Genomic DNA, 26,478 nt, shown 5'->3' on the forward strand with positions numbered 1-26,478 from the left:
GTCGACACCTTCCGCTCCGCTCACCTACTATTTATTGATCAATATATCCTCATTTTTTTAACTTTTTTGAGTTTTGTCCCAGCCTCGTGAATATATTGTGGAAAGAGTGTTCATTGCTGCATAGGCTTATCTTTCATTCATTTTTTTAATCGCTTTATAGCCAATCATATTAACCGGGTCCTTTGGAGAGGAAAATGGAGGAGCATAGGCTATTTCAATATCCTGCAAGTCTGTTACTGTCAGGCCTCCGGCGATTGCAGCAGCGATCACATCTATTCGTTTATCCACTCCATCCTTTCCGACAGCCTGAGCTCCGTATATTGTTCCATCCTCAGGTGAAAAATGCACCTTCAGCTTTAAGGGAGCGGCGCCTGGAAAATAACCTGCGTGCTGCTTTGAATCCTGAGTCACTGTTTTAAATGATAATCCGCTTTCATTCAAATGCTCTTCATTCAATCCAAGAGAGGCGGCATGAAGGGTAAATACCTTGCAGATCGCTGTTCCAAGAGATCCTTTATAAGGAACGGGATTTCCTGTAATATGACGAGCTGCTAAATAGGCTTGTCTATGAGCAGGCCATGCGAGTGGGACTCTTTTAGGCTGTTTAGTAATAAAATCAAAGGTTTCAATAACATCTCCAACCGCATAAATAGAAGGGTCACTTGTCTGCATGAATTCGTTTACTTTCACGCCTCCCGTATTACCAATTTCAAGGCCGGCATGTTTTGCAAGCTGATTGTTAGGTTTAACCCCGACAGAAAGAATTAAAAAGTCAGCGGTAATGATTCGCCCGTCTGTTAAATGAAGGGTGCAGCCATCTTCTTCAATAGTTTGTATCGTTAAGTCCGTATATAGATCGATTCCCTGCTTGACTAATTCCGCTTCAATTAATTCGGACATATCCCTGTCTAAAACACTGAGCACATGTTCTGAACGTTGAATCAGATGCACGGTCATGCCCCGCTTTTTTAAGTTATCTGCCATTTCTAGTCCAATGAATCCGCCGCCAACGATGCATACACTTTTAAACTGCTTTGATTCAATCTGCTGTTCTATTTTAAGCATGTCCTCAAACGCACGCAGCGTATAGCAGTTGGCATGAGAAAGTCCTTCTATCTTGGGGATAACGGGAATGGCACCAGGCGACAAAACAAGAGAATCATAGGATTCGGAATACTCCGTATTGCCGATATGGTCAAGGATCGCCACTTCTTTTTTACTGGAGTCTATCCGGACAGCTTCATGTCTTACTCTTACTTCAATATTCCGCTCCTTTTTAAAGGACTCCGGCGTAGCAGCAATCAAGTGTTCCCGCTCCTGCACATAGCCTCCAAGATAATAAGGCATTCCGCAATTGGCAAATGACATGGTGCCGGACTTTTCGAGTACGATAATTTCCACATCTTCATCAAGCATACGAAGCTGGGAGGAAAATGTTGCTCCTCCTGCGACTCCGCCAATAACAATAATTTTTTTCATTGTATTCCTCCTTACTGTTTGGCAGGAGATTCCGGCAATTTATTTAAAAAGAAGATGGCAAGTGTTCCGGGTCCTGCATGTGCGCCGACAGCTGATCCGATTAATCCGGTATAAAAAGAGCTTGCACCAAACTCTTCTTCAATCATGGTCTTCATTTCATTCGCCAGTGCTTCATCATCCCCGTGACTGATTCCAATCACCTGCTGATCCAATCCTTCACCACGGTCTTTCATAACCTCTACAATCCGCTTCAGCAATTTTTTTCTTCCTCTTAATTTTTCAAGAGGCACGAGTTTTCCACCCTCTACATGAAGCAAAGGTTTAATATTAAGCAGCCCGCCTATAAATGCTGAGGCTTTTGTAACGCGTCCGCCTTTTGCAAGGTAATCAAGATCTTCCACTGTAAAAAGGTGCTCCATATGTTCACAATGAAATTCTGTATTTTTGACAATTTCATCTCTTTGAAGACCTTGAGCAGCAAGTTCAACTGCCCGCTGTACGCATAAACCATAGCCAAGAGAGGCAGACTTAGAGTCTATAATAACCAAATCGAGTGAGGGATATTCTTCTTTAATTTGGTCTCTTACCATCACGGCAGTCTGATATGTACCAGACAATTCAGAAGAAAAAGCAACGTAAAGCCCTTGATTTCCTGACTGAGCCAGTTCAGTAAAAACTTCTTCCATATACTTTGGGCTTGCCTGTGAGGTTTTAGGATGCTTGCCATTTCGTATTTCATCAAACACCTGTTTTGAATTAATCGTTACAAGATCATCGTACTCCTCGTCTCCAATGTGTACACGAAGTGGAAGAAGTGTTACATTATGTTCCTTGAAATATTCCATAGGAAGATCTGATGCACTATCAGCAAATAATTGTAAACTCATATTCATCATCCTTTTTATCTTTTATAGCTTTAGTTTATCGATACCGCCCTCATTTTACAATGATAGGTGTAGGATGATGTAAAATAGGCTATGAGTATAAAGGAATAAAAAAAGGAGGGAGCAGATTGGAGAATTCAAAAGAATCCTTTCAATTGTCAAAAGTACCAAATGAAACTCTTTGGCTAGAAATAAGAAAAATAATCGTTGTCATTATAGGTGCAGCCTTAAATGCTGCAGCTTTAAACCTCTTTCTTATACCAGCTAATGTTTTTGCAAGCGGCTTTACAGGACTGGCCCAGCTGATTTCCAATATACTAGCCGACTTTACACCTATTTTTATCTCAACAGGAATTTTACTTTTACTATTAAACATTCCGGCCATTATACTGGGGTGGCTCAGAGTCGGCAAAATGTTTACAATTTACAGTCTGGTTTCAGTTGGATTTACAACCATTTTTCTCGCGATCATACCGGTGGTGGAAGTTTCAACCGATATTTTATTAAATGCGGTATTTGGGGGAGTCATTGCAGGGATCGGCGTAGGCTTTACTCTTAAGTGGGGAGCTTCTACAGGGGGAATGGATATCATTGCTATGATTCTTTCCCGTTTAAATGATAAACCGGTCGGCATTTACTTTTTCACAATGAATGCAGTGATCATATTAGCCGCCAGTACAATATTCGGTTTGGAAGAAGGGCTTTACACACTGGTTACTCTTTACGTATCTACACGTATGATTGACGCCATTCATACAAGGCACGAAAAACTGACCGTTATGATTGTGACCAAGAAAACAAGTGAAGTGAAGCAGGCAATTCATGAAAATCTGGTGAGAGGAATCACCATATTACCTGCAAGAGGAGCATTTACGGATGAGCAAAAAGAAATGCTGATTATTGTCATCACCCGGTATGAACTTTTTGAACTGGAGCGTATTATTCATTCAGTGGATCCGCATGCTTTTACAAATGTTATGCAGACTACCGGGGTTTTTGGTTTTTTCAGAAAAGAAGAATAGGAAATAGAAGAAATGCTTATAGAAGAGCCTGGTGCAAAAGTGTCTCAAGCCCTACGACCGCTTCACTGCGCTTCAGGCGGACGCTTCCGCAGGTACGGCGCTGAGCCCTCCTCAAGGCTTTGCCTTGAGGGGTCTCAAGCAACCGACATATCCTGCAGGAGTCGCCACTTTCCGCTCCGTTCACCTATTACTATTAATAAATATATCCTCATTTTATAAACTTTTTTGAGTTTTGTCCCAGCTTCCTCTCTGTTCCTATATAGGGGGAACTTAAGCAGGGATGTGAACGTTTAGTGTTTCCTTCATATCAGTAAACAAGATTAGCTGAAGCTTGTAACCGGGCTGTTACAGCCACAAGTGGATAATCTTCATGCCAGCTTGAGTTTTTGTTCTAAAAATAACGCGATGCCGTCATCGTTATTCGAAGCGGTTACTTCGTTCGCAATGGTTTGAATAGAATGTATGCCATTTTCCATTGCTACTCCCGTACCTGCATATTCAAGCATTTCCAGATCATTATCTTCATCGCCAAACGCAATAATTCTGCTTCTTGGAATGTGCAGAGAGTCAGATACCTTCTTTATTCCGACCGCTTTATTTAACCCTTTTTTCACTATTTCAATTACATGCCATGGTGCTCCCCATCTGCGGTGGTCAATCACTTCAGCGTGTACGTCGCTCAAATGGCTGCGAATATCCTGGACATCCTTTTCTGCAGCATGGATGAGAAGGCTTGTAGGACTGGCGGGGAGATACGTTCTTAGATCGCCTGTTTGAATAGACGGGTTGCCGAAACCAAAGATATCGAGCAGTTTTTCATCATGATAATGGAGATAAACATCATCCAGAATTTCTGCAATAATATTATGAAAGGAAAAATCCTGACATGCTTCAATGATGTTTTTGACGACGTCTAAATCCATCGGATCATGGTGAAACCCCCATTTTTCATTTAATGGATGGTGAACAAAAGCGCCATTAAAGTTTACAATCGGAGAAGAGAGTTCAAGCTCTTTATAATAGGATTCGCTTGCTCTGTAAGGCCTGCCGGTGGCAATCATGATCTCATGGCCCTGTTCTTTCGCTTTAAACAACGTTCTTTTCGTTTTTTCAGAAATAATCTTGTCATCCGTAAGCAGTGTTCCGTCAAGGTCTAATACGATTAAATGTTTTTCCATCGCGGTTGAGCTCCTTTATCTAAAAAGTGGTAATTCTGAACATAGCTTGCCCAAAATAGTGTACCATGTATGGGCCGAATTTCGAATTATTCCATACGGTTGAGCAAAATACATGTCATATATTGGCTCTCATGGTAGGATAGCTGAAGAAGATTGAATTGCAGGAGGATTTTTATTTTATGATTACCATACAAAAGGATTGGGTGAATGATATTCCATTATTGCATGTTGCAAAGCAATCGGAATTCTCACAGCCGCTGCCTACTATATTTTTTATTCATGGTTTTACAAGTGCAAAAGAACATAATCTGCATTTTGCTTATTTACTAGCAGAAAAGGGTTACAGGGTCCTTCTGCCAGATGTTATGCTGCACGGCGAGCGTCACGAAGGACTCGATGAAATGGTGTTGAGCACCCGTTTTTGGCATATGGTGATTCACACAATAGAAGAGCTTCAGGACCTTAAAGATTATTACTCAACTAATGGATTGATAGCAGAAGGCAGGATTGGGCTGACCGGCTCATCAATGGGCGGGATTGTCACGCTTGGTGCTTTAACGCAATACAACTGGATCACGACAGCAGTCAGTCTTATGGGTTCACCAACCTATGTTGGTTTTGCAAATGCCCAGATTAATCAATTCAAAAGAAGAGGCTTGACGCTGCCGATGACGGATGAAGAAATAGAAGAACAGTTAAATGTACTGACACGCTATGATTTAAGTCTTCATCCTGACAAAGTGAATAATCGTCCGTTAATGTTTTGGCATGGAAAGCAGGATACGGTAGTCCCTTATGAACCTACCTTTACGTTCTTTAAAACCATCTATCCAGCCTATAAAGACAACCCTGACGATCTTCGATTTATATCGGAAGAAGAGGCAGGACATAAAGTCTCGAGAAAAGCACTTCTTGAAACAACAAAATGGTTTCAGCGCCACCTTTAAACGAAATATTTTTACTGTGTGCAAGAGTCTGCTATGATAAGAGTAGATTATATGGTATGAGGAGTGAGAGAAATGGATCAGGATCTTAAAGACAGCATTATGGGAGCCTTGGAAGAAGTCATTGACCCGGAGCTTGGTATTGATATTGTCAACCTTGGCTTAGTATACGATGTATCACAGGAAGAAGAGGGGAAAACAGAGGTTAAAATGACACTAACCTCAATGGGATGCCCTTTGGCTCCAGTGATTGTGGATCAGGTGAAAGCTGCACTGGCAGACATTCCGGAAGTAGGAGAAGTAGATGTTAATATCGTCTGGAGTCCTGCTTGGAGCAAAGACAATATGTCACGCTATGCGAAAATCGCATTAGGTATTACGTGAGGATATCATAATAAAAGGAGGGTGCGCAAAATAATGCGCATCCTCCTTTTTTATTGCAAATAAAGGACAAGAAAAATAATTGGTCCTACGACGATACAGTAAACGGCAAAATAAATGAGATTTCCTTTGGCCATAATATTCATAAACCATTTTAACGAGAAATAAGAAGCGACAAGGGAGCCTGCAAATGCCAATGAATAAGGGATCCAAAGGTCAGCAAAAGCATCATTGCTAACTAAATCGGAAACACTTAAAATCATACCGCCGAGACTTACAGGGATAAAAAGCAAGAAGGAATAGCGTAATGCCGTTTCCTGATGAATGCCTCTTGCCATTGCCGCCACAATTGTCGCGCCGCTCCGGCTGATGCCTGGTATTAAAGCCACTGCCTGGGCAAGACCGATAATAATCGCATCCTTGATCGTCATGCCGCCTTCTCCCCGGTTCCCTCTAAGGTTGCGGATCATAAAGAGGGCAATACCTGTTATCATCAGTGTTCCCGCAACAATTGCGACACTTGCTTCTGCGATATAATCTCCGAGCAGAACGCCGATAACACCCGCTGGAATTGTTCCGATCAGCAGATAGATGATAAAATCAAACTCTTTTTTATCTTCAGGATTTTTAGTTTTTATGTAGCCGAGGCCTCTCACTGCCAAACGCATGATATCTTCTTTATAGATCAGGAGAACTGCAATTAAAGAAGCGGAGTTAACAAGCAGTTCAAATGTAAATGCGCCGCCTTCTCCTCCCTCTAATTCGACCCCTAAAAAATGCTGAGCAAGCAGTAAGTGTCCGCTTGAAGATATAGGAATGGGTTCAGTGAAACCTTGAAACAACCCTAAGAATAAATATTTTAATAGTAAATAAACCTGTTCTAATTCCATAGTGACCTCCATTTATGTTCGTTCCTACAAAACACTCTTGTTCATTTAACCATCTAAACAATTCCATGTAAAGGCAATTTTCTTTACAATTTAATGAATAGAATGATACGATTGAGTAAAAGGTCAAATAAGGTCAAAGGGGTGGGAAGATGAAGAGTGGAAAATTAACTTTTAAAGTTCAGGATGCTCTTGTTCAAGCGAAGGAAAAGGCTGTAGATTTCCGCCATTCCACTATAGAGCCTGAACACATACTCGAAGCAATGCTTAGAGATCCAGAAGGCGTGGCAGTGCACATTCTATCAAAAGCAGGAGCAGCAGTAGAGGTCATTATGAAAAGTATGGAGAGAAAACTGCATACTTTTCCAACTTTGCAGGGCGATCCGAATCAATTGGGAAGCCATTTGTCTAAAGAAGTCACCCTCTGGTTCGATTTAGCTGAAAAAGAACAGACTGCTTATCAGGATGACTTTTTAGCGGTTGAGCACCTTATCTTGTCTTTTATGAAACTTAGCTCGAATTTAACCGTAAACTTGTTAGTATCTCAAAATATCACGTATGATCAGATAAAACGAGCAGTAGATGCCATTAGAGGAGGACGAAGAGTGACGTCACAAAACCCTGAAACAACTTACGATGCTCTTAAAAAATACGGTAGAGATCTTGTCGAAGAAGTCCGCAAAGGGACAATGGATCCAGTGATAGGCAGGGATGCTGAAATCCGCCATGTAATCAGGATTTTATCCCGTAAAACAAAAAACAATCCTGTGCTTATAGGGGAGCCTGGTGTAGGGAAAACAGCCATTGTGGAAGGCCTTGCCCAAAGAATTGTGCGAAAAGATGTGCCTGAAGGGCTGAAAGACAAAACCGTATTCGAACTTGATATGAGCGCACTTGTAGCGGGAGCCAAATTCAGAGGGGAATTCGAAGAGAGATTAAAAGCGGTTTTGGCTGAAGTGAAGAAAAGTGAAGGAAGAATCCTTCTATTTATAGATGAGCTTCATACCATTGTTGGAGCCGGAAAAACAGAAGGAGCTATGGATGCAGGCAATATTTTAAAGCCAATGTTAGCAAGAGGAGAAATCCACTGTATAGGGGCAACGACTTTGAATGAACATCGTCTCTATATAGAAAAAGATCCTGCTCTTGAACGGCGTTTTCAGCAAGTGCTCGTTCAGGAACCGAATGAAGAAGATACCATCTCTATTTTGCGTGGATTAAAGGAAAGATTTGAGATACACCACGGAGTGAATATTCATGACCGGGCTCTTGTGTCAGCAGTCAACTTGTCAAACAGGTATATCACTGACCGTTTTCTGCCTGATAAAGCCATCGACTTGATGGATGAAGCGTGCGCCATGATTCGCACAGAAATAGATTCAATGCCCTCAGAGCTGGACGAAGCAACGAGGCGTGTTATGCAGCTTGAAATTGAAGAAGCGGCTTTGTCAAAAGAAAACGACAGAGTGAGCAATGAAAGACTTGAGATCCTGAGGGAAGAGCTTGCAAATTTAAAAGAGCAAAGTGACACCATGCGCTCTAAATGGGAGACTGAAAAACAATCCTTGCTCACCATCCAGCTTAAGCGTGAAGAACTGGATAAGCTGCGCAGAGAACTTGATGAGGCGGAAGGCGAATACAACCTCTCACTTGCAGCTGAGCTGAAGCACGGAAAAATTCCTATGGTGGAAAAAGAGCTTTTAGATTTAGAGCAGGAAGTGTCCAGTCATGAAGAAGAGGACAGACTGTTAAGAGAAGAAGTAACAGAAGAAGAAATTGCTGATATTGTTGCCAGATGGACTGGTATTCCAGTAGACCGCTTAATGGAAGGGGAAAGACAGAAACTTCTTAGGCTTGAAGAGATTTTAAGTGAGCGGGTGGTCGGTCAAAATGAGGCTGTTTTAGCTGTGAGTGAAGCAGTGCTTCGGGCAAGAGCAGGGATAAAGGACCCAAACAGACCAATTGGATCATTTATCTTTATGGGTCCAACAGGAGTCGGAAAAACGGAGCTTGCTAAAACGCTGGCACAAACCTTGTTTGACAGTGAAAACCAAATGATTCGAATCGATATGTCTGAGTACATGGAAAAACATGCCGTAGCCCGTTTGATCGGCGCACCTCCAGGATATGTGGGATATGAAGAAGGCGGTCAGCTGACTGAAGCTGTAAGAAGAAAACCATACTCGGTCATTTTACTGGATGAAATTGAAAAAGCGCATCCTGAAGTTTTTAATATTTTACTTCAAATGCTTGATGATGGACGAATCACAGATTCAAAGGGAAGAACGGTTGATTTTAGAAACACGATCATCATTATGACTTCTAATATAGGCTCATCTCACATGATCAATAAATCACCTAATGAAGATGAAGAAGTAAAAAATAAAGTCCTGACTGAACTAAGAAAGCATTTCCGGCCGGAGCTGCTGAATCGGATTGACGATATTGTCCTGTTTAATCCATTAGGTCAAAGTCAGATGATCAGCATCGTTAAAAAGCTGGTGCAGGAAGTAAGCAGCCGTCTCTCCCAGCAGCATATCGACCTTGCTGTTTCAGAAAATGTAGCATCATTTATTGCGGATACCGCTTATGATCCTTCATTTGGAGCCCGTCCGTTAAAAAGGTATATCCAAAAAGAAATCGAAACCTTGCTTGCTAAAGAGTTGATAAAGGGAACGATCAAGCCGCATCAAAAAGTCAGGCTTGAGCTTGAAGGCAACAGGATAATTATAGAGTAAAAAGACCGGGAGTCTCCAGTAGCCGTCATCTCCTGCTGGAGTCGGCCCCCTCCGTTTTGCCAGCCTAAACAAATGCGGGTTATTTTGACACTATTTTGAGTTTGTTATACCAACCTCAAAATAAATTAAAAAAAGATCCCTCAATAGGGATCTTTTTTTAATGCTGCTCAGTATGAGGCTTCGGAATAATCGTTCCAATCACAAAAAGTGCAGCTGTTGTAACAACAGCCAGAATAGTCGCCGTCATAAATTCATACTCGGCGCCATTCATTGAACTTACTACATACGTTGCCATGTGGATTAAAAGAAATGTCCAGATAAAGGTCCATAGATATGACATAAACGTCACCTCATTTCGTCAATATGTATCGCTTTCATTTAAATATAAGCTTTCTCTTAATAGTACCATAATACACAGTGAAATAAATGACAATCTGGTGAAAAAGCAGGTTATAAATGCTTAGATGGAAAAATCCTTCATTTTGCGATAAAATAAATCTGGAACGAGTAAGAGTATGGATTATAATGATCATGAAGGAGTGGAGAACATGTCGAATGATAAAACGATGGAATTTATGCAGATTGCAATGAAGTATCTTCCTGAAGCAAAAGAAAGAATGGAACAGGCAGGAATCGAAGTGTCTGTTGAATCTTTGCAGCCTTTCATGGGATTATTCGCAAAAGCAATGAATGATGCTTATGAACTTGGAAAAAACGAAGCTAAACAGAATAAATAAATGAAAAGCCAGCTGCAACTTGAAGTCCTGTTAGATCGGTAATGGACAACTTCATTTGCAGCTGGCTTTTTTAATTTAAGCAAACAAGATTAAACTTCATTTAAATCTAATTGGAGATGCAGGGTTCTTGAAAAAATTCAGAAAGTGATATATTATTAGGACCAAGTCATAATAATAGATAATATACATGAAATTAATGAGCGAATCCAATAGAAAGAAGGAATGAAAATGCGTGCAGGTGCTTGGGGAGTAGGCAGATACGTACCAGATCGTGTAGTGACCAATTTTGATTTAGAAAAAAAGATGGATACATCAGATGAATGGATACGTACAAGAACCGGAATTGAGGAAAGAAGATTTGCAGATGATGACGTAGATACATCTCATATGGCATACTTGGCATCGGTTAAAGCATTGGAAAATGCAAATGTTAAGGGTGAGGACCTGGATATGATTTTAGTCGCGACGGTAACACCTGATCAGCCATTTCCATCAGTAGCATGCATGCTTCAGGAACAGCTCGGAGCAAAAAAAGCGGCGGCTATGGATCTTTCAGCTGCTTGCGCCGGCTTTATGTATGGGATGGTTACCGCCAAGCAATTCATTGAAAACGGCGGGTATAAGCATGTCCTGGTCGTGGGAGTTGAAAAGTTAACCAAAATCACGAACTGGGATGATCGCAACACAGCTGTTTTGTTTGGAGATGGCGCCGGTGCTATGGTACTGGGTCCAGTAGATCCGGACAAGGGAATTCTCTCCTTTGAGCTCGGAGCAGACGGTTCAGGTGGAGATCACCTTTACCAGGGTGCGGACGGTCTTGTCATGAACGGCCGGGAAGTATTTAAATTCGCTGTTCGTCAAATGGGAGAATCCTCTATAAATGTGTTGGATAAAGCAGGCCTTTCTAAGGAAGACGTAGATTATTTAATTCCTCATCAGGCGAATATACGTATTATGGAAGCTGCCAGACAGCGTTTGGAGCTGCCTGTTGAAAAAATGTCTAAAACAGTTAATAAGTATGGAAATACATCAGCAGCATCCATTCCAATCTCTCTTGTTGAAGATCTTGAAAACGGAAAGATCAAAGATAACGATCTTCTTGTCATGGTAGGATTCGGAGGCGGTCTGACTTGGGGAGCAATTGCGATCCGCTGGGGAAAATAATACAATTAGAATATAAAAAAACATAAAAGATTGATTGAGGAGTTGACAATATATGTCTAAGCGTCGAGTGGTAGTCACTGGATTGGGAATGGTTTCTCCTGTTGGAAACAACGTTGAAACATCATGGAATAATATTAAAAATGGTCAATCAGGCATAGGAGAACTAACAAGATTAAACAAAGACGATTTTCCTGCTACAGCTGTTGGAGAATTAAAAGACTTTAATATTGAAGACTACATGGAGAAAAAAGAAGCCCGTAAAATGGATCGATTTACTCATTACGCGGTCGTGTCTTCGCAGATGGCCGTAAAGGATGCTAATCTGGAGATTAATGATTCAAATGCAAACCGTATTGGTGTATGGATCGGATCCGGAATAGGCGGAATGGAAACATTTGAAAAACAATTCGAAACATTTTTAAACAGAGGGTATAGAAGAGTAAGTCCGTTTTTTGTTCCTATGATGATTCCTGATATGGCAGCGGGGCAGGTGTCCATTGCACTTGGAGCAAAAGGGATGAACTCGTGTACAGTTACTGCCTGTGCAAGCGGAACGAACTCCATTGGGGATGCTTTTAAAGTAATCCAGCGTGGTGATGCAGATGCAATGATTACGGGAGGAGCAGAAGCACCGATATCCCAGATGGCGATGGCCGGTTTTGTCGCTAATACAGCGCTGACGCTGAACAAAGACGTAACGAAAGCCAGCCGCCCATTTGATAAAGAACGGGACGGATTTGTAATGGGTGAAGGCGCCGGTATTTTAGTGCTTGAAGAATTAGAGCATGCACTTGCCCGCAACGCACCTATTTATGCTGAAATTGTCGGCTACGGCTCCACGGGGGATGCATATCATATTACAGCACCATCACCAGGAGGAGAAGGCGGCGTCCGGGCAATGCAGCAGGCGCTGGATGATGCAGGGCTTAAACCGGGTGAAATCGGTTATATTAATGCTCATGGTACAAGCACTCCGTACAACGACAAATATGAAACCATGGCCATTAAAGAAGTGTTTTCAGATCATGCGAAAAAACTTGCCGTCAGCTCAACTAAATCCATGACAGGCCATTTACTGGGAGCAGCTGGAGGAGTGGAAGCCATTTTTACCGTTCTAGCGCTTAAAGACAAAATACTTCCTCCTACCATAAATTTAGAAAATCCTGATCCGGAATGCGATCTGGATTATGTAGCAAATGCCTCCCGAAAAGCAGATGTTAAGGCAGCTATCAGTAATTCACTGGGCTTTGGCGGACATAATGCCACAATCGTTTTTAAATCGTACGAGCAAGTTTAAGTTGGTGTAACTAAGAAAATATTTTGATCATGCTCGTTTATACAGAAGACAAAGAGAAGGCTGCCAAGCCGCAATGGGTCTCGGATTACAAAACAGCACCGTGCGCCTTTCTCAATTCAGGAATCTTTAAAACAAAAATCTATATTATGCATAAGTAACAGGTAATAATAGTCTGTCAACAAAATTTTGAAAATGACTATTTATTAATCAATAGTATGATGACGGTTTGAGTATTTTCAGGGTAAGAACCTGGAAATGTCTAGTCCACACTGCGTAAAGCATCTGCTTAAACGCAGTTCTCAGTTGAAATAGGCTGAGACGTAATTGAATAAATTTAAGAAATGACCAAGTATCTACTGTGAAGTAAGAGGTGAGAGGAGCGGAAGGTGGCGACTCCTGCAGGATATGACGGCAAGCTGAGAAGGGATCAGCGCCGTTCCTGCGGAAAGCGTCCGCCTGAAGCGCAGCGAACCGGTCAAAGAGGCTGAGACACTTTTTTGTCCCAGCCTCTTTTTTCTTTTGGAGATTTATTGTTTTCCCACAATTATGCATTTAAGTAAAAGACATCGTCAAAATCACTCATCGCAATGGTTCTTTCAATCATTATTTTGATATTTCCCAAGTTGTTGTTGTATATTAATTCACTTTATCGTAATATAATACAATCCTATTAATATATGCTTGATTAAATAGTAATATACCTTACTAAAACTTAACGATTAGAAGATTAATATTTTTTTTATAAATTTTCGACACGTGTAAAACCAGGTATATCAAGGGAATTTGGGAAAATTAGAAATTAATTTTTAGAAAATTTGAAAAAATAAGTTGAAAATGTAATCTATTTGTAATAGTATTTTATACAAATAATATAAATTGATTGAAAATAAGAAATATTAGAGGTGTTCAGATGGCTAGACAATTATCAGGACAAAAGGAAACACCACTTCTTGAAGTAAAGGACCTTCAAACAGGGTTTAAAATCGGCAAAGATTATTACAATGCTGTTGAAAAGGTTTCTTTCAAAGTCGACAGAAGTAAAATTGTCGGAATAGTCGGTGAGTCAGGCTGTGGTAAAAGTGTCATGTCCTTGTCCATAATGCAGCTTTTGCCGCAGGGAATTGGAAAAGTCCGTGGCGGCGAAATAACATTTGAAGGCAGAAATATTGAAAAGCTTTCAGAACGGGAAATGAATAAAATTCGGGGAAAAGATATATCAATGATCTTCCAGGAACCGATGACTGCTTTAAATCCGGTTTTCACAATTGGATATCAACTAAACGAAGTCCTGTTAAATCACGAAAACATAAATAAAAAAGAAGCCAGACAAAAAAGTATTGCCCTACTGAAAAGTGTCGGGATTCCACGTCCCGAAAAAATAGTTGATGAGTATCCACACCAGTTGTCCGGCGGAATGCGGCAAAGAGTCATGATATCCATGGCGATAGCCTGCCAGCCAAAACTATTGATAGCTGATGAGCCTACAACCGCACTCGATGTAACCGTTCAGGCTCAAATACTGGAACTCTTGAAAGACATACAAAAAGTAAATGATATGTCCATCATCATGATTACGCATGATTTGGGAGTCGTTTCAGAGATTTGCGACGAAGTAATCGTTATGTATGCAGGAAAAATCGTAGAACGTACAGATGTCGTTAAACTATTTGAAGAGCCGAAGCATCCATATACCCAGCTATTAATGGGAGCCATTCCTAAAATGGACGAAAAGAAAGATGTGCTGGACACAATCGAAGGTCTGGTGCCATCTATAAAAGACATGCCTCAGGTAGGCTGCCGGTTTGCTAATCGGTGCCCAAAAGCCATGCCGGAATGCATTACTGTAACGCCGCAGCTTCTCGAAGACGATGTTGATCATGAAGTAGCCTGCTTGCTTTATGAAAACAGCAAGCCTTTGGAAAGGGTAGGTGGAAGATGAACAAGGTAGAGACAAAAAAGGGGTCAGTTCAGGAAAAGGGATTAGAGAAAGAAACCTTGCTTGATATACAAAACCTGAAAACCTATTATCCGGTTAAAGGCGGGTTTTTAAAACGGACGGTCGCTCATGTAAAGGCTGTAGATGATTTATCCTTTCAGATAAAAAAGGGAGAAACACTCGGTTTAGTTGGAGAGTCCGGCTGCGGAAAATCCACTACAGGAAGAACCATCCTTCGTCTATTAAAGCCTACTGAAGGAAAAATTTTATTTGAAGGCAAAGATATTACGAATATAAGTGGCTCTCAGCTGCGAAAAGCGCGAAAGGATTTTCAAATGGTCTTCCAGGATCCTTATGCTTCCCTGAATCCCACACAAAGTGTCGGTGACATCGTTTCTGAGCCCCTGAAAAATTTTAAAAAAATGAGTAAAAATGAATTAAAAGAAGAAGTGCTCGATCTTCTTTCCAGAGTGGGTCTTCCACCAGAGGCCTATCATAAATACGGTCACGAATTCTCTGGCGGTCAAAGACAGCGGATCGGCATTGCAAGGGCACTTGCATTAAAACCAAAGCTGATTATCGCAGATGAACCGGTTTCTGCACTAGATGTGTCGGTACAGTCTCAAGTTTTAAATCTCTTAAAAGAATTGCAGGGAGAATTTGACCTTACTTACTTATTTATTGCCCATGATTTAAGTGTTGTTAAACATATGAGTGACAGAATAGGCGTCATGTATCTGGGAAATCTGGTTGAAATTGCGACGAACGAAAGTCTATATGCAGAACCTTTGCATCCATATACTCAAGCGCTAATTTCTGCTATTCCTGAAACAGATCCAAGCAAAAGAAAGAATCGAATTGTTCTTCAAGGGGATGTACCGAGTCCCCAAAACCCGCCAAGCGGCTGTCCTTTTCATACCAGGTGTCCTATGGCGAAAGAAGAGTGCTCGAAAATCAAGCCTGCTTTAAAGGAGGTGAAACCTGGTCACCACGTAGCGTGTATTCTCTATTAAACTTGAAAACAATTTGGGGGGAACAGAATGAAAAAGAAGTCATTACAATTATTGATGATTATGCTATTGATCCTATCTGCTTTTCTGGCAGCGTGCAGCTCTGACAGCTCATCGGAAAACGAAAATGAAACAGGCGGAGAAACATCAGACGGGGAAGAGGGATCTGAAGAAGGTGCTTCTGGCGGTACGTTAACATACGGTTTTGAATCAGCTCCGGAGGGATTATTCAATCCTGCGTTTTACGGAATTGTAACAGATGCAGATGTTATCGATCTTTTCGATGAAGCTCTATTCACATACGATGAAAATCTTCAGCCTGAGCCGGGGATTGCTTCATGGGAAACGGAAGATAACAAAGTATTCACGTTTACATTTGAGCAGGGAGTAATGTGGCACGATGGTGTTGAACTAACAGTAGAAGACTGGGTGTTCGCACTTGAAACGATTGCTCACCCTGACTACGATGGATCACGCTATGCCAACGTACAGACAATTGAAGGAGCACCTGCATTCCGCGAAGGCGAAGCAGACAGCATTTCAGGTCTTAATGTTGTAGATGAATATACGCTTGAAATCACATTTGACGAAGCGCGTGTTAATAACCTTGTAAACGTATGGTCTTATCCAATGTCACGTGCTCAGTTCGAAGGAATTGAAGTAGCGGATATGTCAGCTTCAGAGCAAGTGCGTCAAAATCCGGTAGGACTTGGTGCTTTCAAGGTTGATAACATTGTACCAGGTGAATCAATTGAACTTGTAAAATTTGAAGATTACTGGAGAGGCGAGCCTAAGCTTGACGGCATTAACATCCGCGTCCTTGACAGTTCAACTGTTGTTGGTGCTCTAGGTCAGGGAGACATCGATATGATTTCACTTGCACCGGTTAATGGTGAAGAAGTGGAAGCATTGGATAATGTAGAAGTTATTACATATCCTGGTCTTTCTTATTACTATGTTGGATTCAAACTAGGAACATTTAATTCTGAAACAAATGAAATTACGGAAGACAAAGAGAAATATGCTGATTTAAATCTTCGTAAAGCAATGGCACATGCTATTAACCGTCAGGAATGGATTGATGCATTCTTCTTCGGTTATGGATCACCTGTAGATGGACCAGTGCCATCAAGTCACTGGATCGCTGCTGATTCAGCAGATCTTTCTACTTATGAATATGATCCTGAAAAAGCAAAAGAGCTTCTTGCTGAAGCAGGTTATGAAGATGTTAATGGAGACGGTTTTGTAGAGGATCCAAATGGTGATGAGTTTATTGCGAAGTTCTCTCACTATCAAACAACAAACCCGACTTTCGAAACGCGTGCACAGGCTATCGTTCAGTACTGGCAGGAAGTTGGTATCCAGGCAGAAGTTGAAATGACAGAAGTTAACCTTTATTACGATATGGTAGAAAAAGATGATCCTGCAATTGAAACATTCTTTGGCGGATGGTCTACTGGTGCTGATCCGGATCCAACAGGACTTTGGGGATCTGACCAGATCTGGAACTACCCTCGTTACAAAAATGAAGAATCAGACAAGCTACTTGCAGATGCTCTAAATATTGAGGTTGTAGGTGATGATGAAGAAGCTCGTGCGGAGATCTATAAAGAGTGGCAGCAGCTTATCTCTGAAGATGTTCCAATGATTTTTATTGCTGAACTTCAGGAAATTGCAGCACTAAGCAGCCGCGTAGACAATGTAACGTATGATGTATCAGGACCAAACCTTCCTTACGAATGGTCTGTAACGGAATAATAAAGCAGTATATGTTAGATAAGGAGAATATTTATGCTAAAGTATACAATTCGCCGTATCATCGGTATGATTCCAATGCTTCTCCTTATCTCCATTGTAGTGTTTCTCCTGGCGAAAGCGATGCCGGGAGATTCTCTCTCTGGAGAAATTGATCCAAACAATACAAATCCAGAGTACATAGCAGAAATGCGAGAAAGATTAGGGTATAATGATCCGCTTCCTGTTCAGTACTTTGATTGGATCAAGGGGTTTGTACAAGGTGATTTTGGGAAATCAACACGATATAAAATGCCAGTATCTGATTTGATTATGGAAAGAATACCTAATACCGTATTCTTAGGGGTTTCTTCTCTGTTAATAACGTATATCTTAGCTTTTTCAATGGGGATTTTTGCTGGTCGAAAGCCTTATACAATTGGAGATCATGTAATTGGAGGTTTAAACTATCTCGGATTAGCTATTCCCTCCTTTATTGCTGGTGTATTTGCAATCTATATTTTCTCTTTTAATTTAGGGTGGACTCCTTATGCAGGCTCTGTAGAAGTTGGGCTTCAGGAGGGTACCTTAGAATATTGGATCAGCAGAATTCATCATGTGATTATGCCTGCATTTGTTCTTGGGGCGCTGGCTACTGCAAGCTATACGCAATTTTTGCGTAATGATATTATAGAAAACAGCCGAAAAGACTTTGTACGGACTGCGCGTGCGAAAGGTACTGCAACGACTAAAATCTATAACGTTCATATATTGCGTAACTCGATCATTCCATTAATCACATTTCTTGGCTTTGATATAGCAACCATCATTAGTGGAGCAATTATTACAGAAACCATTTTTACCTATCCTGGTATAGGGCAGCTGTTCTTAAACTCTGTAACGACTAATGATTATCCTACTATGATGGCGATCACGATGCTGTTATCTTTATTGACATTAGTCGGAAATTTAATTGCCGATATTTTATATGGTGTTGTTGATCCAAGAATTCGTCTAGATTAATGAAGGAGGAGTACCAATGGTGAACGTAACCACAAATGCAGTAAAGCAACAGGAAAAGCCCATTAATATGTCTCCTTTTGCGATTGCCAGACGAAAGTTTCTTCGCAATAAACTGGCAATGGTGAGTAGTTTCTTCCTCTTGGCAGTTGTTATCGTATCCGTTCTTGCACCATATATTACAACACAGGATATAACGAAGGTTAATATAGGATCGATGTCATTAGAACCAGGCGGAGAACATGTTTTAGGAACTGACAAGTCAGGAAGGGATGTTTTTACACGATTATTGTACGGTGGCAGAATATCGCTTCTCGTAGGGGTAACGTGCACATTTTTAGTTATTCTTTTTGGTACCGTCGTCGGCTCTATCGCAGGCTTCTACGGAGGTTTTGTGGACGGGTTATTAATGAGATTCACTGACTTTGTTTTGAATTTTCCTTTTTTGGTTTTTGTTATTGTACTAAACACAATTTTATTCGGGCTCGTAAATGGTCTGTGGGTATTAATAGGTGTCATCAGCCTGCTTAGCTGGGGTGGTGTCGCCAGGATTGTTAGAAGTAAGATTCTGGCCGAAAAAGAAAATGAGTATATACTGGCTGCAATTTCAATTGGCTGTAAGCCTTCAAAAGTAATTGTTAAGCATTTGCTGCCCAATGTACTTTCAACAATTATTGTGCAAGCTACTGTAACATTTGCCACCTTAATTGTTGCAGAATCTGCACTTGGATTCTTAGGCTTTGGTGTACCGCAGTCGATCCCGAGCTGGGGTAATATGTTGTCAGCATCCCAGGAAGCGGATGTCTTAAGAGATAAGCCATGGATCTGGATGCCGCCTGCTATTATATTGACGATTACGATCTTATCAATTAATTTCATCGGTGAAGGATTAAAAGATGCATTTAATCCAAAGTCGAATCGTTAAAAAAATCACTGTCCAAAAGGACAGTGATTTTTAAAGTTAATTATTTACAAAATATTGAAAAAAATTTCATATTGAAATCTGAAAATAGTTTTTGAAACCTCATCCTTGCATAACTGCGACGCTTTAACGGGATAAAATGTAAGTAATTGTAAACATATAAATTATGACTTATTCATGAAACTTAAACAAGTTTACTATTTAAAGATAATAAAATAATAATCCTATTCCCATGCTTCCAATCAAAATTAAACCACTTTGTAATATAGGTGCCGCGGGAACGATCGAAATAGCATCCGAAAGGCTTCTCATTTCTTCTGCTTCCTCTTTTGACATTGGTTTTGAAAAAGAAAAAATTCTTCGAAAGCTGTTAGATACAATATCAAACAGCCCAGAGCTTAGTACATAGACACTTAAGGAAACAAATAAATACATCCCGCCTACAAAAAATGTTGCATTTATGAAGGTTTCCAGATTTAATTCTCTATAATATAGCAGGATAATCAACAGGCTGATCGCGTAGCCGATTAACAGGTACACAGGTATTATTTTCTTCAATTGCCAACACTCCTTTAACGTCTTGCTCCTGTTTATTCTAATCGCTATGAACGGAGTATACAAATAAAATTAATAACTGAATCTTCACCAATATCTAATTAAACATTAAAATCTTTACAAAACGATTAATACACCCTATTAATATAGTAAAACAGTATTAAAATTAAAAAATTCTTAACTTTTTTTACAAAACGTATGTACAAATATAAAAAAAAAAGTATAATTAACCTTGTAACTATTTTCTGATAATTTAAGGGAGGTCACGAAAGAATGAAAAAGTATTCACTGCTTTTAGTACTTATGCTTGCACTCAGCGTGTTCTTGACAGCATGTTATGGGGGAGATAACGCTGACGAGGGCTCTGACGACGCTGCTGGCGACGACAATGCTGCAGAAGAAACTGAATCAGATGCACCACAGGAGCTTCGAGTTATTGAAACATCTGCGATTCCTGCAATGGACACGATGCTTGCATCAGATACGATCAGTTTCACAACGATGAACAATGTTATGGAAGGTCTTTTCCGCTTAAATGCAGATCAGGAAGCTGTTCCTGCACTTGCTGATGGAGAGCCTGAAGTAAGCGAAGATGGTACTGTTTATACTTTTACTATTAAAGAAGATGCAGTCTGGTCAAATGGAGAGCCTGTAACAGCAGATGATTTCGTATTTGCATGGCAGCGCGCACTTGATCCGGATGGCGGGTCAAGCTATGGTCCTTACTTAATGGAAGGCAAAATTTCAGGAGCTTCTGCAGTATTCAACGACGGTGCTGATCCAAGTGAGCTTGGAGCGGTTGCGGTAGATGAAAAAACATTGGAAGTAACACTTGAAAAGCCAATTTCATATTTTACGTCACTAATGGCATTCCCTACATTCTACCCTCAAAATCAAGCATTCGTTGAAGAGCAGGGTGAAGATTTCGCTACAAATGCAGCGACACTTCTTTACAACGGTCCTTTCGTTCTAGATAACTGGGATGGAAGCACAGACGGAGAATGGACATACGCGAAAAACGAAGAGTACTGGGATGCTGAAAATGTATCTCTAGAAAAAGTTACATTTAATGAAGTAAAAGATCCTCAGACAGCTGTAAACTCTTATGAGTCAGGTGAAGTTGATATTACAAGTAAACTTTCATCCGCTCTAGTTCCACAATATGAAGGAGATCCTAATCTTGTAACATGGTTAGAGCCTACAATCTTCTGGGTGAAAATGAACCAGACGAATGAAGCACTTCAAAATGTAAACATCCGTAAAGCACTTGCAATGTCAATAGACAAGCAGGCTTTAACAGATAATATCTTAAATAACGGATCAATCCCGGCTAATTATGCTGTACCTAAAGAATTCGTTACAAACCCTGATACAGATGCAGACTTCCGTGAAGCCAATGGAGATATGCTTGAGTATGATGTTGAAGCTGCGAAGGAATTCTGGGCTACTGGTCTAGAAGAGCTTGGTACGGACACTGTAGAACTTCGCTACCTTGGTGGAGACACTGATACAGCGAAACTTACAGATGAGTATATTGCAGAACAGCTTGAATCAAATCTTGAAGGATTAACGATCAACCTTGAAAGTGTACCTTTCAGCGTCCGTCTTGAGCGTGACGAAAGCCTTGATTATGACCTTCAGTTTGCAGGCTGGGGACCAGATTATCTTGACCCGATTTCTTTCTCAGATCTATGGATTACAGATGGTGGAAATAATAATATGGCATTCTCAAGCGAAGAATATGACAAACTTCTAAAAGATGCTGAGTCAACTTTCGCTAATGAGCCAGCCAAGCGTTTTGAAGCATTGCAGCAAGCGGAAAAAGTACTTCTTGAAGAAGAAGCTGCGATTATCCCAATCTATCAGCGTCAAGCTAACATTCTTGTTAACGAAAAAGTAAGTGATTTCACTTATCACTTCGTTGGACCAGAGTACAGCTTTTTCCCAATCTCAATTAGTGAATAATAGAACTGAATAGTTTTAGATTTGCTAACTTTAAAGAGTTAAAAGAGAGTATATTTTATATACTCTCTTTTACTCTGTACAAGAGATGTCAGAAGATGTCGAATTGTTTAAATTCTTAAATGGAGGTGTCCCTAGTGGGGAAATATCTTTTACAGCGTATCTTGTTTATGCTGCTTACTCTGTTCATTATTATTTCACTGACTTTTTTCTTAATGAAGCTGATTCCAGGATCGCCGTTTGCAGCGGCTGCTAAGCTTACAGAATCGCAGCGGGCAATCATGGAAGCGAAGTACGGTCTGGATCAGCCTTTGCCTGTTCAGTATTTCAGGTATATGGCAAATGTTATTCAAGGTGATTTAGGTGTTTCGTTTCAATTCAGCAATACACCTGTAACGGATTTAATCGCCGGAAGAATCGGTCCATCAGCAGTATTAGGACTGCAGGCTATGATTTTTGGAACCATTTTCGGTATATTCCTTGGAGTAATTGGAGCTCTAAGACAAAATACTTGGATAGACACTGGATCTACACTTGTTGCAGTTGTGGGTAAATCTATACCCTCGTTCGTTTTTGCAGCTCTATTACAATATTTTATCGCTGTAAAACTTGGATGGCTGCCTGTAGCATTCTGGAGAGGCTGGGAATATTCAATATTACCAACTATTGCCCTCTCGATCTTTCCAATTTCCATTGCTGCGAGGTTTATGAGAACAGAAATGATCGAAGTATTAAGTTCTGATTATATTGTTCTTGCAAGAGCCAAGGGGGCTAATTCATTTGAGGTAGCATTTAAACATGCATTAAGAAATGCGCTGATACCAGTCGTCACAGTACTTGGACCTTTAGCAGTAAGTTTAATGACAGGATCGCTGGTTGTTGAGAAGATATTTGCAGTGCCGGGTCTTGGTGAGCAATTTGTTACTTCAATTAACGTGCTGGATTATCCTGTCATTATGGGTACGACTATATTATTTGCAGCATTATTTATCTTTGTCGTTTTAGTTGTAGACGTTCTTTACAGTATAATTGATCCTCGTATCCGACTATCAGGAGGTGAAAACTGATGGCGAACCAATCAAACAAAAAGTTTCCGAAAGAAATGTTTGAAAAAGCACATTATGATGAATCATTGTCCGAGAAAATTGAAAAACCAAGCCTCAGTTTTTGGCAGGATGCCTGGCTTCGGGTTAAAAAGAATAAAGCTGCAATTGTAAGTATGGTTATATTGACATTGCTGCTCATTATGGCGCTTATTGGTCCATACTTAAGCGGACACCCAACCGGTCAAAATGTTAGTCACGCAAATTTACCGCCAAAAATTGAAGCCGTTTCAGATATTAGCTGGCTTCCATTTGATGGTACATTGACAAACCGGAATGGTGAGACACTTACTCCTTATGAGGATCGTCAGATTGAAGAATCCTATTGGTTTGGAACTGACAGTTTAGGACGCGATCTTTTTACCCGCCTTTGGGAGGGTGTACGGATTTCCTTATTAATTGCTTTTCTTGCAACTGCGATTGATATGGTAATCGGTGTATCGTATGGTGCGATTTCCGGCTACTTCGGAGGACGCGTAGATAACATCATGCAGCGTATTATTGAAATTCTGTCAGGTATACCAAACCTGGTTATCGTAATTTTATTAATCTTGATTTTAGAACCCGGAATATTATCCATTACACTTGCATTAGCTATAACCGGGTGGGTGACCATGGCGAGGGTTGTCAGAGGTCAGGTTTTGAAATTAAAGAATCAGGAGTTTGCTCTTGCATCGAAAACGCTTGGAGCAACTGACTTTAGGATTATCTACAAACATCTTATGCCTAACCTTGTAGGAGTTATAATCATTAATACAATGTTTACAATTCCAAGTGCGATTTTCTTTGAAGCATTTTTAAGCTTTATTGGTCTGGGGCTTCAGCCGCCTGATGCATCCCTGGGTACATTAATTGAAGAAGGATTTAAAGTGATTTTGCTTTATCCATATATGCTAATTGTTCCTGCAGTGGTAATAAGTTTATTAATGATTACATTTAATCTGCTCGCAGATGGATTACGAGATGCATTTGATCCAAAAATGAGAGACTAAAAGGCTGGTGAAAACGATGGAAAGTATTTTACAAGTTAAAAACCTGAATATTTCATTTAACACGTATGCTGGTGAAGTAAAAGCAATACGGGGAGTTGATTTTGACTTAAAAAAAGGGGAAACACTTGCGATCGTCGGCGAGTCCGGTTCTGGTAAATCAGTTACTACAAAGTCGATCATGCAGCTTCTTCCAAAGTCTAACTCCGAGATAAAGCAGGGCAGCGAAATCCTGTTTGATGGAAAGAATTTAGTAGACCTGTCAGATAAAGAAATGGAAAAAGTCAGAGGAAAAGATATATCGATGATCTTTCAGGATCCGATGACCTCTTTGAATCCAACGATGAAAATTGGGAAGCAGATTGCAGAGCCGCTAATAAAGCATCAGAAGTTTTCAAAGAAGCAGGCAATGGACCGTGCACTTGAGCTTTTGAAGCTTGTAGGTCTACCGCAGCCAGAGACGAGAATTCACCAATACCCCCACCAGTTTTCAGGTGGACAAAGACAGCGGATCGTTATTGCAGTGGCATTAGCATGCAACCCAAAGGTGCTGATTGCTGATGAGCCTACTACAGCACTAGACGTTACCATTCAGGCTCAGATTCTTGACTTGATGAAAAATCTGCAGAAAAAAATTGATACATCTATTATTTTTATTACGCATGATCTGGGAGTAGTAGCAAATGTTGCGGATCGCGTAGCAGTTATGTACGGGGGGAAAATAGTTGAAGTGGGTACAGTGGATGAAATTTTCTACAATCCCCAGCACCCGTACACATGGGGGTTAATCAGCTCAATGCCGAGTATAGATGCAGATGACGATGAGTTATTTGTAATCCCGGGGTCACCGCCGGATTTGCTGAATCCTCCAAAAGGCGACGCGTTTGCATTGCGTAACCGTTATGCAATGGCAATTGACCTCGAAGAAGAACCGCCAATGTTTAAGGTTTCTGATACCCATTATGCAGCAACTTGGCTGCTGCATCCCGATGCGCCAAAGGTTGAACCGCCGGAAGCTGTAAAAAGACGGCAGCATAAATTCACTGGGGGCAACCATACGGAAGGGGAAGTGTTCCAATGAGTGAAAAGTTACTGGAAATAAAAAACTTAAAATTGTTTTTTAATAAAGGAAAGAAAAACGAGGTTCGTGCAGTAAACGATATCAGCTTTGATATTTTTAAAGGAGAAACTCTTGGTTTAGTGGGAGAATCAGGGTGCGGGAAATCGACAACTGGACGGACGATCATCCGACTATACAATGCTACAGATGGTGAAGTGCTTTATAAAGGCGAAAATGTACATGACTCAAAAAGTAAATCAAAAACGCTGGAATTTAACAGAACGATGCAGATGATCTTCCAGGATCCATATGCATCTCTTAACCCTCGAATGAAAGTCAATGATATCATTGCTGAAGGAATAGATCTTCACGGTTTGGCTAAAACAAAGGAAGAGCGTTCTAAAATGGTATTTGATCTTTTAGAAACAGTAGGGTTGAATAGAGACCATGCAGGACGATATCCTCACGAATTTTCAGGTGGTCAGCGTCAGCGGATTGGAATTGCCCGTGCACTGGCTGTAGACCCTGAATTCATTATCGCGGATGAACCTATTTCTGCTCTGGATGTATCCATTCAGGCACAAGTAGTAAATTTACTGAAAAAGCTTCAGCGTGAAAAAGGATTAACATTCCTATTTATTGCACATGACCTTTCTATGGTAAAATATATCAGCGACCGGATTGGCGTAATGTATTATGGAAAACTGGTAGAACTTACAACCAGTGATGAGCTTTACCGAAACCCTCTTCATCCATATACAAAATCATTGCTTTCCTCGATTCCGTTTCCAGACCCTGAGCATGAACGGAATCGTGTAAGAATTTCATACGATCCTGCTGACCACAATTATGGAGAAAATGATGAGGTCAAGATGAGAGAAGTAACACCTGGACATTATGTTTTATGTTCTGAAAAAGAATTTAAAGAAATGGCTGACCATTCTTCAACTATAAAGAATGTTTGATTTAACAAAAAGAGGCTGGGACATAACTCATAAAAGTTTATAAAAAGAGATATATTTTTTTACTAGTAGTAGGTGAGCGGAGCGTAAGGCGGCGACTCCCTGCAGGATATGACGGCAAGCTGAGTCTTTACAGGACAAGGCCCTGAAAAGGCTCAGCGCCGTCCCTCCGGAAAGCGTCCGCCTGAAGCGAAGTGAACCGGTCGTAGAGCTTGAGACACTTTTGTCCCAAGCTCTTTTTTATGGGTTAATTTTTTAAAAAGATACATACAGTAGAAATAGGGAGAGCAGAGGTGATGAGATGATCAGGTTTTCTGTATACATTATAGGTTTATTTCTATTATGTATAGGGACCATTCATGGAGCCGTCTATCTTAATTTGATACCTTCCGGGTTTACTGTAAAAGAATATATTTTATTTATGCTTCAACATACTGAAACATATGGAATTCCGCTTGGTGCATTGTTAATACAATTGTCAGCCACACACAAAAAACTGACCGATTAACGGCCA

At 40.6% G+C, this 26,478-nt stretch carries 24 protein-coding genes; 18 read left to right on the forward strand and 6 right to left on the reverse strand.

The annotated features are described in order from the left end of the window. Positions 1-126 precede the first annotated feature (126 nt). Both P6709_RS14535 and P6709_RS14540 read right to left on the reverse strand, forming a co-directional pair. Positions 127-1,479, reverse strand: a complete 1,353-nt coding sequence (locus tag P6709_RS14535; RefSeq protein ID WP_278241662.1) for a CoA-disulfide reductase — start codon at positions 1,477-1,479, stop codon at positions 127-129. 11 nt (positions 1,480-1,490) lie between these two features. Next, positions 1,491-2,366 carry a DegV family protein gene (locus P6709_RS14540; RefSeq protein ID WP_278241663.1) on the reverse strand — a complete coding sequence of 292 codons (876 nt, stop codon included), beginning with the start codon at positions 2,364-2,366 and terminating at the stop codon, positions 1,491-1,493. A gap of 125 nt (positions 2,367-2,491) precedes the next feature. Between P6709_RS14540 and P6709_RS14545 the strand changes: the two genes are divergently transcribed. Next, complete coding sequence (locus tag P6709_RS14545) at positions 2,492-3,385, forward strand: YitT family protein (protein ID WP_278241664.1); 894 nt, start codon at positions 2,492-2,494, stop codon at positions 3,383-3,385. Between the two features lie 368 nt (positions 3,386-3,753). On the opposite strand, the gene P6709_RS14550 is transcribed toward P6709_RS14545, so the two are convergent. Continuing rightward, the gene (locus P6709_RS14550; protein ID WP_278241665.1) at positions 3,754-4,563 is read right to left on the reverse strand and encodes a Cof-type HAD-IIB family hydrolase; all 810 of its coding nucleotides are present in this window, start codon (positions 4,561-4,563) and stop codon (positions 3,754-3,756) included. Positions 4,564-4,742: 179 nt separating this feature from the next. Here P6709_RS14550 and P6709_RS14555 point away from each other — a divergent pair, with 179 nt between their 5' ends. Both P6709_RS14555 and P6709_RS14560 read left to right on the forward strand, forming a co-directional pair. Further along, complete coding sequence (locus tag P6709_RS14555) at positions 4,743-5,510, forward strand: alpha/beta fold hydrolase (RefSeq protein ID WP_278241666.1); 768 nt, start codon at positions 4,743-4,745, stop codon at positions 5,508-5,510. A gap of 72 nt (positions 5,511-5,582) precedes the next feature. Next, positions 5,583-5,891: a metal-sulfur cluster assembly factor gene (locus tag P6709_RS14560; protein ID WP_278241667.1), complete on the forward strand. Its 309-nt coding sequence runs from the start codon at positions 5,583-5,585 to the stop codon at positions 5,889-5,891. Between the two features lie 50 nt (positions 5,892-5,941). Here the strand turns inward: P6709_RS14560 and P6709_RS14565 are convergent, their stop codons facing one another. Next, a complete protein-coding gene (locus P6709_RS14565) occupies positions 5,942-6,778 on the reverse strand; it encodes an undecaprenyl-diphosphate phosphatase (RefSeq protein ID WP_278241668.1) in 837 nt (278 codons plus the stop codon). Between the two features lie 149 nt (positions 6,779-6,927). Between P6709_RS14565 and clpB the strand changes: the two genes are divergently transcribed. Beyond that, positions 6,928-9,513 carry an ATP-dependent chaperone ClpB gene (gene clpB, locus P6709_RS14570; protein ID WP_278241669.1) on the forward strand — a complete coding sequence of 862 codons (2,586 nt, stop codon included), beginning with the start codon at positions 6,928-6,930 and terminating at the stop codon, positions 9,511-9,513. A 157-nt stretch (positions 9,514-9,670) separates the two neighbouring features. Here the strand turns inward: clpB and P6709_RS14575 are convergent, their stop codons facing one another. Then, entirely contained in the window at positions 9,671-9,853 is a 183-nt protein-coding gene (locus P6709_RS14575) for a YjzD family protein (RefSeq protein ID WP_278241670.1), read from the reverse strand. A 208-nt stretch (positions 9,854-10,061) separates the two neighbouring features. On the opposite strand from P6709_RS14575, the gene P6709_RS14580 reads away from it, so the two are divergent. The 8 genes from P6709_RS14580 (at position 10,062) to opp4C (ending at position 19,336) form a co-directional block, all read left to right on the forward strand. Beyond that, positions 10,062-10,250: a ComZ family protein gene (locus P6709_RS14580; RefSeq protein WP_278241671.1), complete on the forward strand. Its 189-nt coding sequence runs from the start codon at positions 10,062-10,064 to the stop codon at positions 10,248-10,250. A gap of 228 nt (positions 10,251-10,478) precedes the next feature. Continuing rightward, entirely contained in the window at positions 10,479-11,414 is a 936-nt protein-coding gene (locus P6709_RS14585; RefSeq protein ID WP_278241672.1) for a beta-ketoacyl-ACP synthase III, read from the forward strand. Between the two features lie 52 nt (positions 11,415-11,466). After that, entirely contained in the window at positions 11,467-12,711 is a 1,245-nt protein-coding gene (fabF, locus tag P6709_RS14590) for a beta-ketoacyl-ACP synthase II (RefSeq protein WP_278241673.1), read from the forward strand. A gap of 910 nt (positions 12,712-13,621) precedes the next feature. Further along, entirely contained in the window at positions 13,622-14,650 is a 1,029-nt protein-coding gene (locus tag P6709_RS14595; protein ID WP_278241674.1) for an ABC transporter ATP-binding protein, read from the forward strand. After that, positions 14,647-15,660, forward strand: coding sequence for an ABC transporter ATP-binding protein (locus P6709_RS14600; protein ID WP_278241675.1), 1,014 nt, complete (start codon positions 14,647-14,649; stop codon positions 15,658-15,660). Before P6709_RS14595 ends, P6709_RS14600 begins: the two co-directional genes overlap by 4 nt. A gap of 27 nt (positions 15,661-15,687) precedes the next feature. Then, positions 15,688-17,415 (forward strand): oligopeptide ABC transporter substrate-binding protein, encoded by a 1,728-nt coding sequence (gene opp4A / locus P6709_RS14605; protein WP_278241676.1) that lies wholly within the window; start codon positions 15,688-15,690, stop codon positions 17,413-17,415. Between the two features lie 33 nt (positions 17,416-17,448). After that, on the forward strand, positions 17,449-18,414 hold the full coding sequence (gene opp4B / locus P6709_RS14610) for an oligopeptide ABC transporter permease (protein ID WP_278241677.1): 966 nt from the start codon (positions 17,449-17,451) through the stop codon (positions 18,412-18,414). A gap of 16 nt (positions 18,415-18,430) precedes the next feature. Continuing rightward, positions 18,431-19,336: an oligopeptide ABC transporter permease gene (gene opp4C / locus P6709_RS14615; protein ID WP_278241678.1), complete on the forward strand. Its 906-nt coding sequence runs from the start codon at positions 18,431-18,433 to the stop codon at positions 19,334-19,336. A gap of 198 nt (positions 19,337-19,534) precedes the next feature. Here opp4C and P6709_RS14620 read toward each other — a convergent pair whose 3' ends face one another. Then, the gene (locus P6709_RS14620; RefSeq protein ID WP_278241679.1) at positions 19,535-19,891 is read right to left on the reverse strand and encodes a DUF3899 domain-containing protein; all 357 of its coding nucleotides are present in this window, start codon (positions 19,889-19,891) and stop codon (positions 19,535-19,537) included. Positions 19,892-20,161: 270 nt separating this feature from the next. Here P6709_RS14620 and P6709_RS14625 point away from each other — a divergent pair, with 270 nt between their 5' ends. The 6 genes from P6709_RS14625 to P6709_RS14650 all read left to right on the forward strand — a co-directional run bounded on the left by P6709_RS14625 (position 20,162) and on the right by P6709_RS14650 (position 26,472). After that, positions 20,162-21,853, forward strand: a complete 1,692-nt coding sequence (locus P6709_RS14625; protein ID WP_278241680.1) for a peptide ABC transporter substrate-binding protein — start codon at positions 20,162-20,164, stop codon at positions 21,851-21,853. Positions 21,854-21,987: 134 nt separating this feature from the next. Further along, a complete protein-coding gene (gene opp3b / locus P6709_RS14630; protein ID WP_278241681.1) occupies positions 21,988-22,917 on the forward strand; it encodes an oligopeptide ABC transporter permease in 930 nt (309 codons plus the stop codon). Then, positions 22,917-23,945, forward strand: coding sequence for an oligopeptide ABC transporter permease (gene opp3C, locus P6709_RS14635; protein WP_278241682.1), 1,029 nt, complete (start codon positions 22,917-22,919; stop codon positions 23,943-23,945). The genes opp3b and opp3C overlap by 1 nt, the downstream gene beginning before the upstream one ends. A 16-nt stretch (positions 23,946-23,961) precedes the next feature. Then, positions 23,962-25,023: an ABC transporter ATP-binding protein gene (locus P6709_RS14640; RefSeq protein ID WP_278241683.1), complete on the forward strand. Its 1,062-nt coding sequence runs from the start codon at positions 23,962-23,964 to the stop codon at positions 25,021-25,023. Beyond that, the gene (locus P6709_RS14645; protein WP_278241684.1) at positions 25,020-25,967 is read left to right on the forward strand and encodes an ABC transporter ATP-binding protein; all 948 of its coding nucleotides are present in this window, start codon (positions 25,020-25,022) and stop codon (positions 25,965-25,967) included. The genes P6709_RS14640 and P6709_RS14645 overlap by 4 nt, the downstream gene beginning before the upstream one ends. A gap of 298 nt (positions 25,968-26,265) precedes the next feature. Next, entirely contained in the window at positions 26,266-26,472 is a 207-nt protein-coding gene (locus P6709_RS14650) for a hypothetical protein (protein ID WP_278241685.1), read from the forward strand. Positions 26,473-26,478 lie beyond the last annotated feature (6 nt).

This window comes from Jeotgalibacillus sp. ET6, from assembly GCF_029667115.1.
GTDB lineage: Bacteria > Bacillota > Bacilli > Bacillales > Jeotgalibacillaceae > Jeotgalibacillus.

Excerpts from the sequence above, each read along its gene's own strand:
- P6709_RS14555 (WP_278241666.1), top strand. The coding sequence starts at position 4,743 with ATGATTACCATACAAAAGGATTGGGTGAATGATATTCCATTATTGCAT.
- P6709_RS14565 (WP_278241668.1), bottom strand. The coding sequence starts at position 6,778 with ATGGAATTAGAACAGGTTTATTTACTATTAAAATATTTATTCTTAGGG.
- P6709_RS14550 (WP_278241665.1), bottom strand. The coding sequence starts at position 4,563 with ATGGAAAAACATTTAATCGTATTAGACCTTGACGGAACACTGCTTACG.
- P6709_RS14560 (WP_278241667.1), top strand. The coding sequence starts at position 5,583 with ATGGATCAGGATCTTAAAGACAGCATTATGGGAGCCTTGGAAGAAGTC.
- P6709_RS14575 (WP_278241670.1), bottom strand. The coding sequence starts at position 9,853 with ATGTCATATCTATGGACCTTTATCTGGACATTTCTTTTAATCCACATG.
- opp4B (WP_278241677.1), top strand. The coding sequence starts at position 17,449 with ATGCTAAAGTATACAATTCGCCGTATCATCGGTATGATTCCAATGCTT.
- P6709_RS14580 (WP_278241671.1), top strand. The coding sequence starts at position 10,062 with ATGTCGAATGATAAAACGATGGAATTTATGCAGATTGCAATGAAGTAT.
- P6709_RS14540 (WP_278241663.1), bottom strand. The coding sequence starts at position 2,366 with ATGAGTTTACAATTATTTGCTGATAGTGCATCAGATCTTCCTATGGAA.
- P6709_RS14645 (WP_278241684.1), top strand. The coding sequence starts at position 25,020 with ATGAGTGAAAAGTTACTGGAAATAAAAAACTTAAAATTGTTTTTTAAT.
- P6709_RS14595 (WP_278241674.1), top strand. The coding sequence starts at position 13,622 with ATGGCTAGACAATTATCAGGACAAAAGGAAACACCACTTCTTGAAGTA.
- P6709_RS14625 (WP_278241680.1), top strand. The coding sequence starts at position 20,162 with ATGAAAAAGTATTCACTGCTTTTAGTACTTATGCTTGCACTCAGCGTG.
- P6709_RS14640 (WP_278241683.1), top strand. The coding sequence starts at position 23,962 with ATGGAAAGTATTTTACAAGTTAAAAACCTGAATATTTCATTTAACACG.
- opp4A (WP_278241676.1), top strand. The coding sequence starts at position 15,688 with ATGAAAAAGAAGTCATTACAATTATTGATGATTATGCTATTGATCCTA.
- opp4C (WP_278241678.1), top strand. The coding sequence starts at position 18,431 with ATGGTGAACGTAACCACAAATGCAGTAAAGCAACAGGAAAAGCCCATT.
- P6709_RS14535 (WP_278241662.1), bottom strand. The coding sequence starts at position 1,479 with ATGAAAAAAATTATTGTTATTGGCGGAGTCGCAGGAGGAGCAACATTT.
- P6709_RS14600 (WP_278241675.1), top strand. The coding sequence starts at position 14,647 with ATGAACAAGGTAGAGACAAAAAAGGGGTCAGTTCAGGAAAAGGGATTA.
- opp3C (WP_278241682.1), top strand. The coding sequence starts at position 22,917 with ATGGCGAACCAATCAAACAAAAAGTTTCCGAAAGAAATGTTTGAAAAA.
- fabF (WP_278241673.1), top strand. The coding sequence starts at position 11,467 with ATGTCTAAGCGTCGAGTGGTAGTCACTGGATTGGGAATGGTTTCTCCT.
- clpB (WP_278241669.1), top strand. The coding sequence starts at position 6,928 with ATGAAGAGTGGAAAATTAACTTTTAAAGTTCAGGATGCTCTTGTTCAA.
- P6709_RS14585 (WP_278241672.1), top strand. The coding sequence starts at position 10,479 with ATGCGTGCAGGTGCTTGGGGAGTAGGCAGATACGTACCAGATCGTGTA.
- P6709_RS14650 (WP_278241685.1), top strand. The coding sequence starts at position 26,266 with ATGATCAGGTTTTCTGTATACATTATAGGTTTATTTCTATTATGTATA.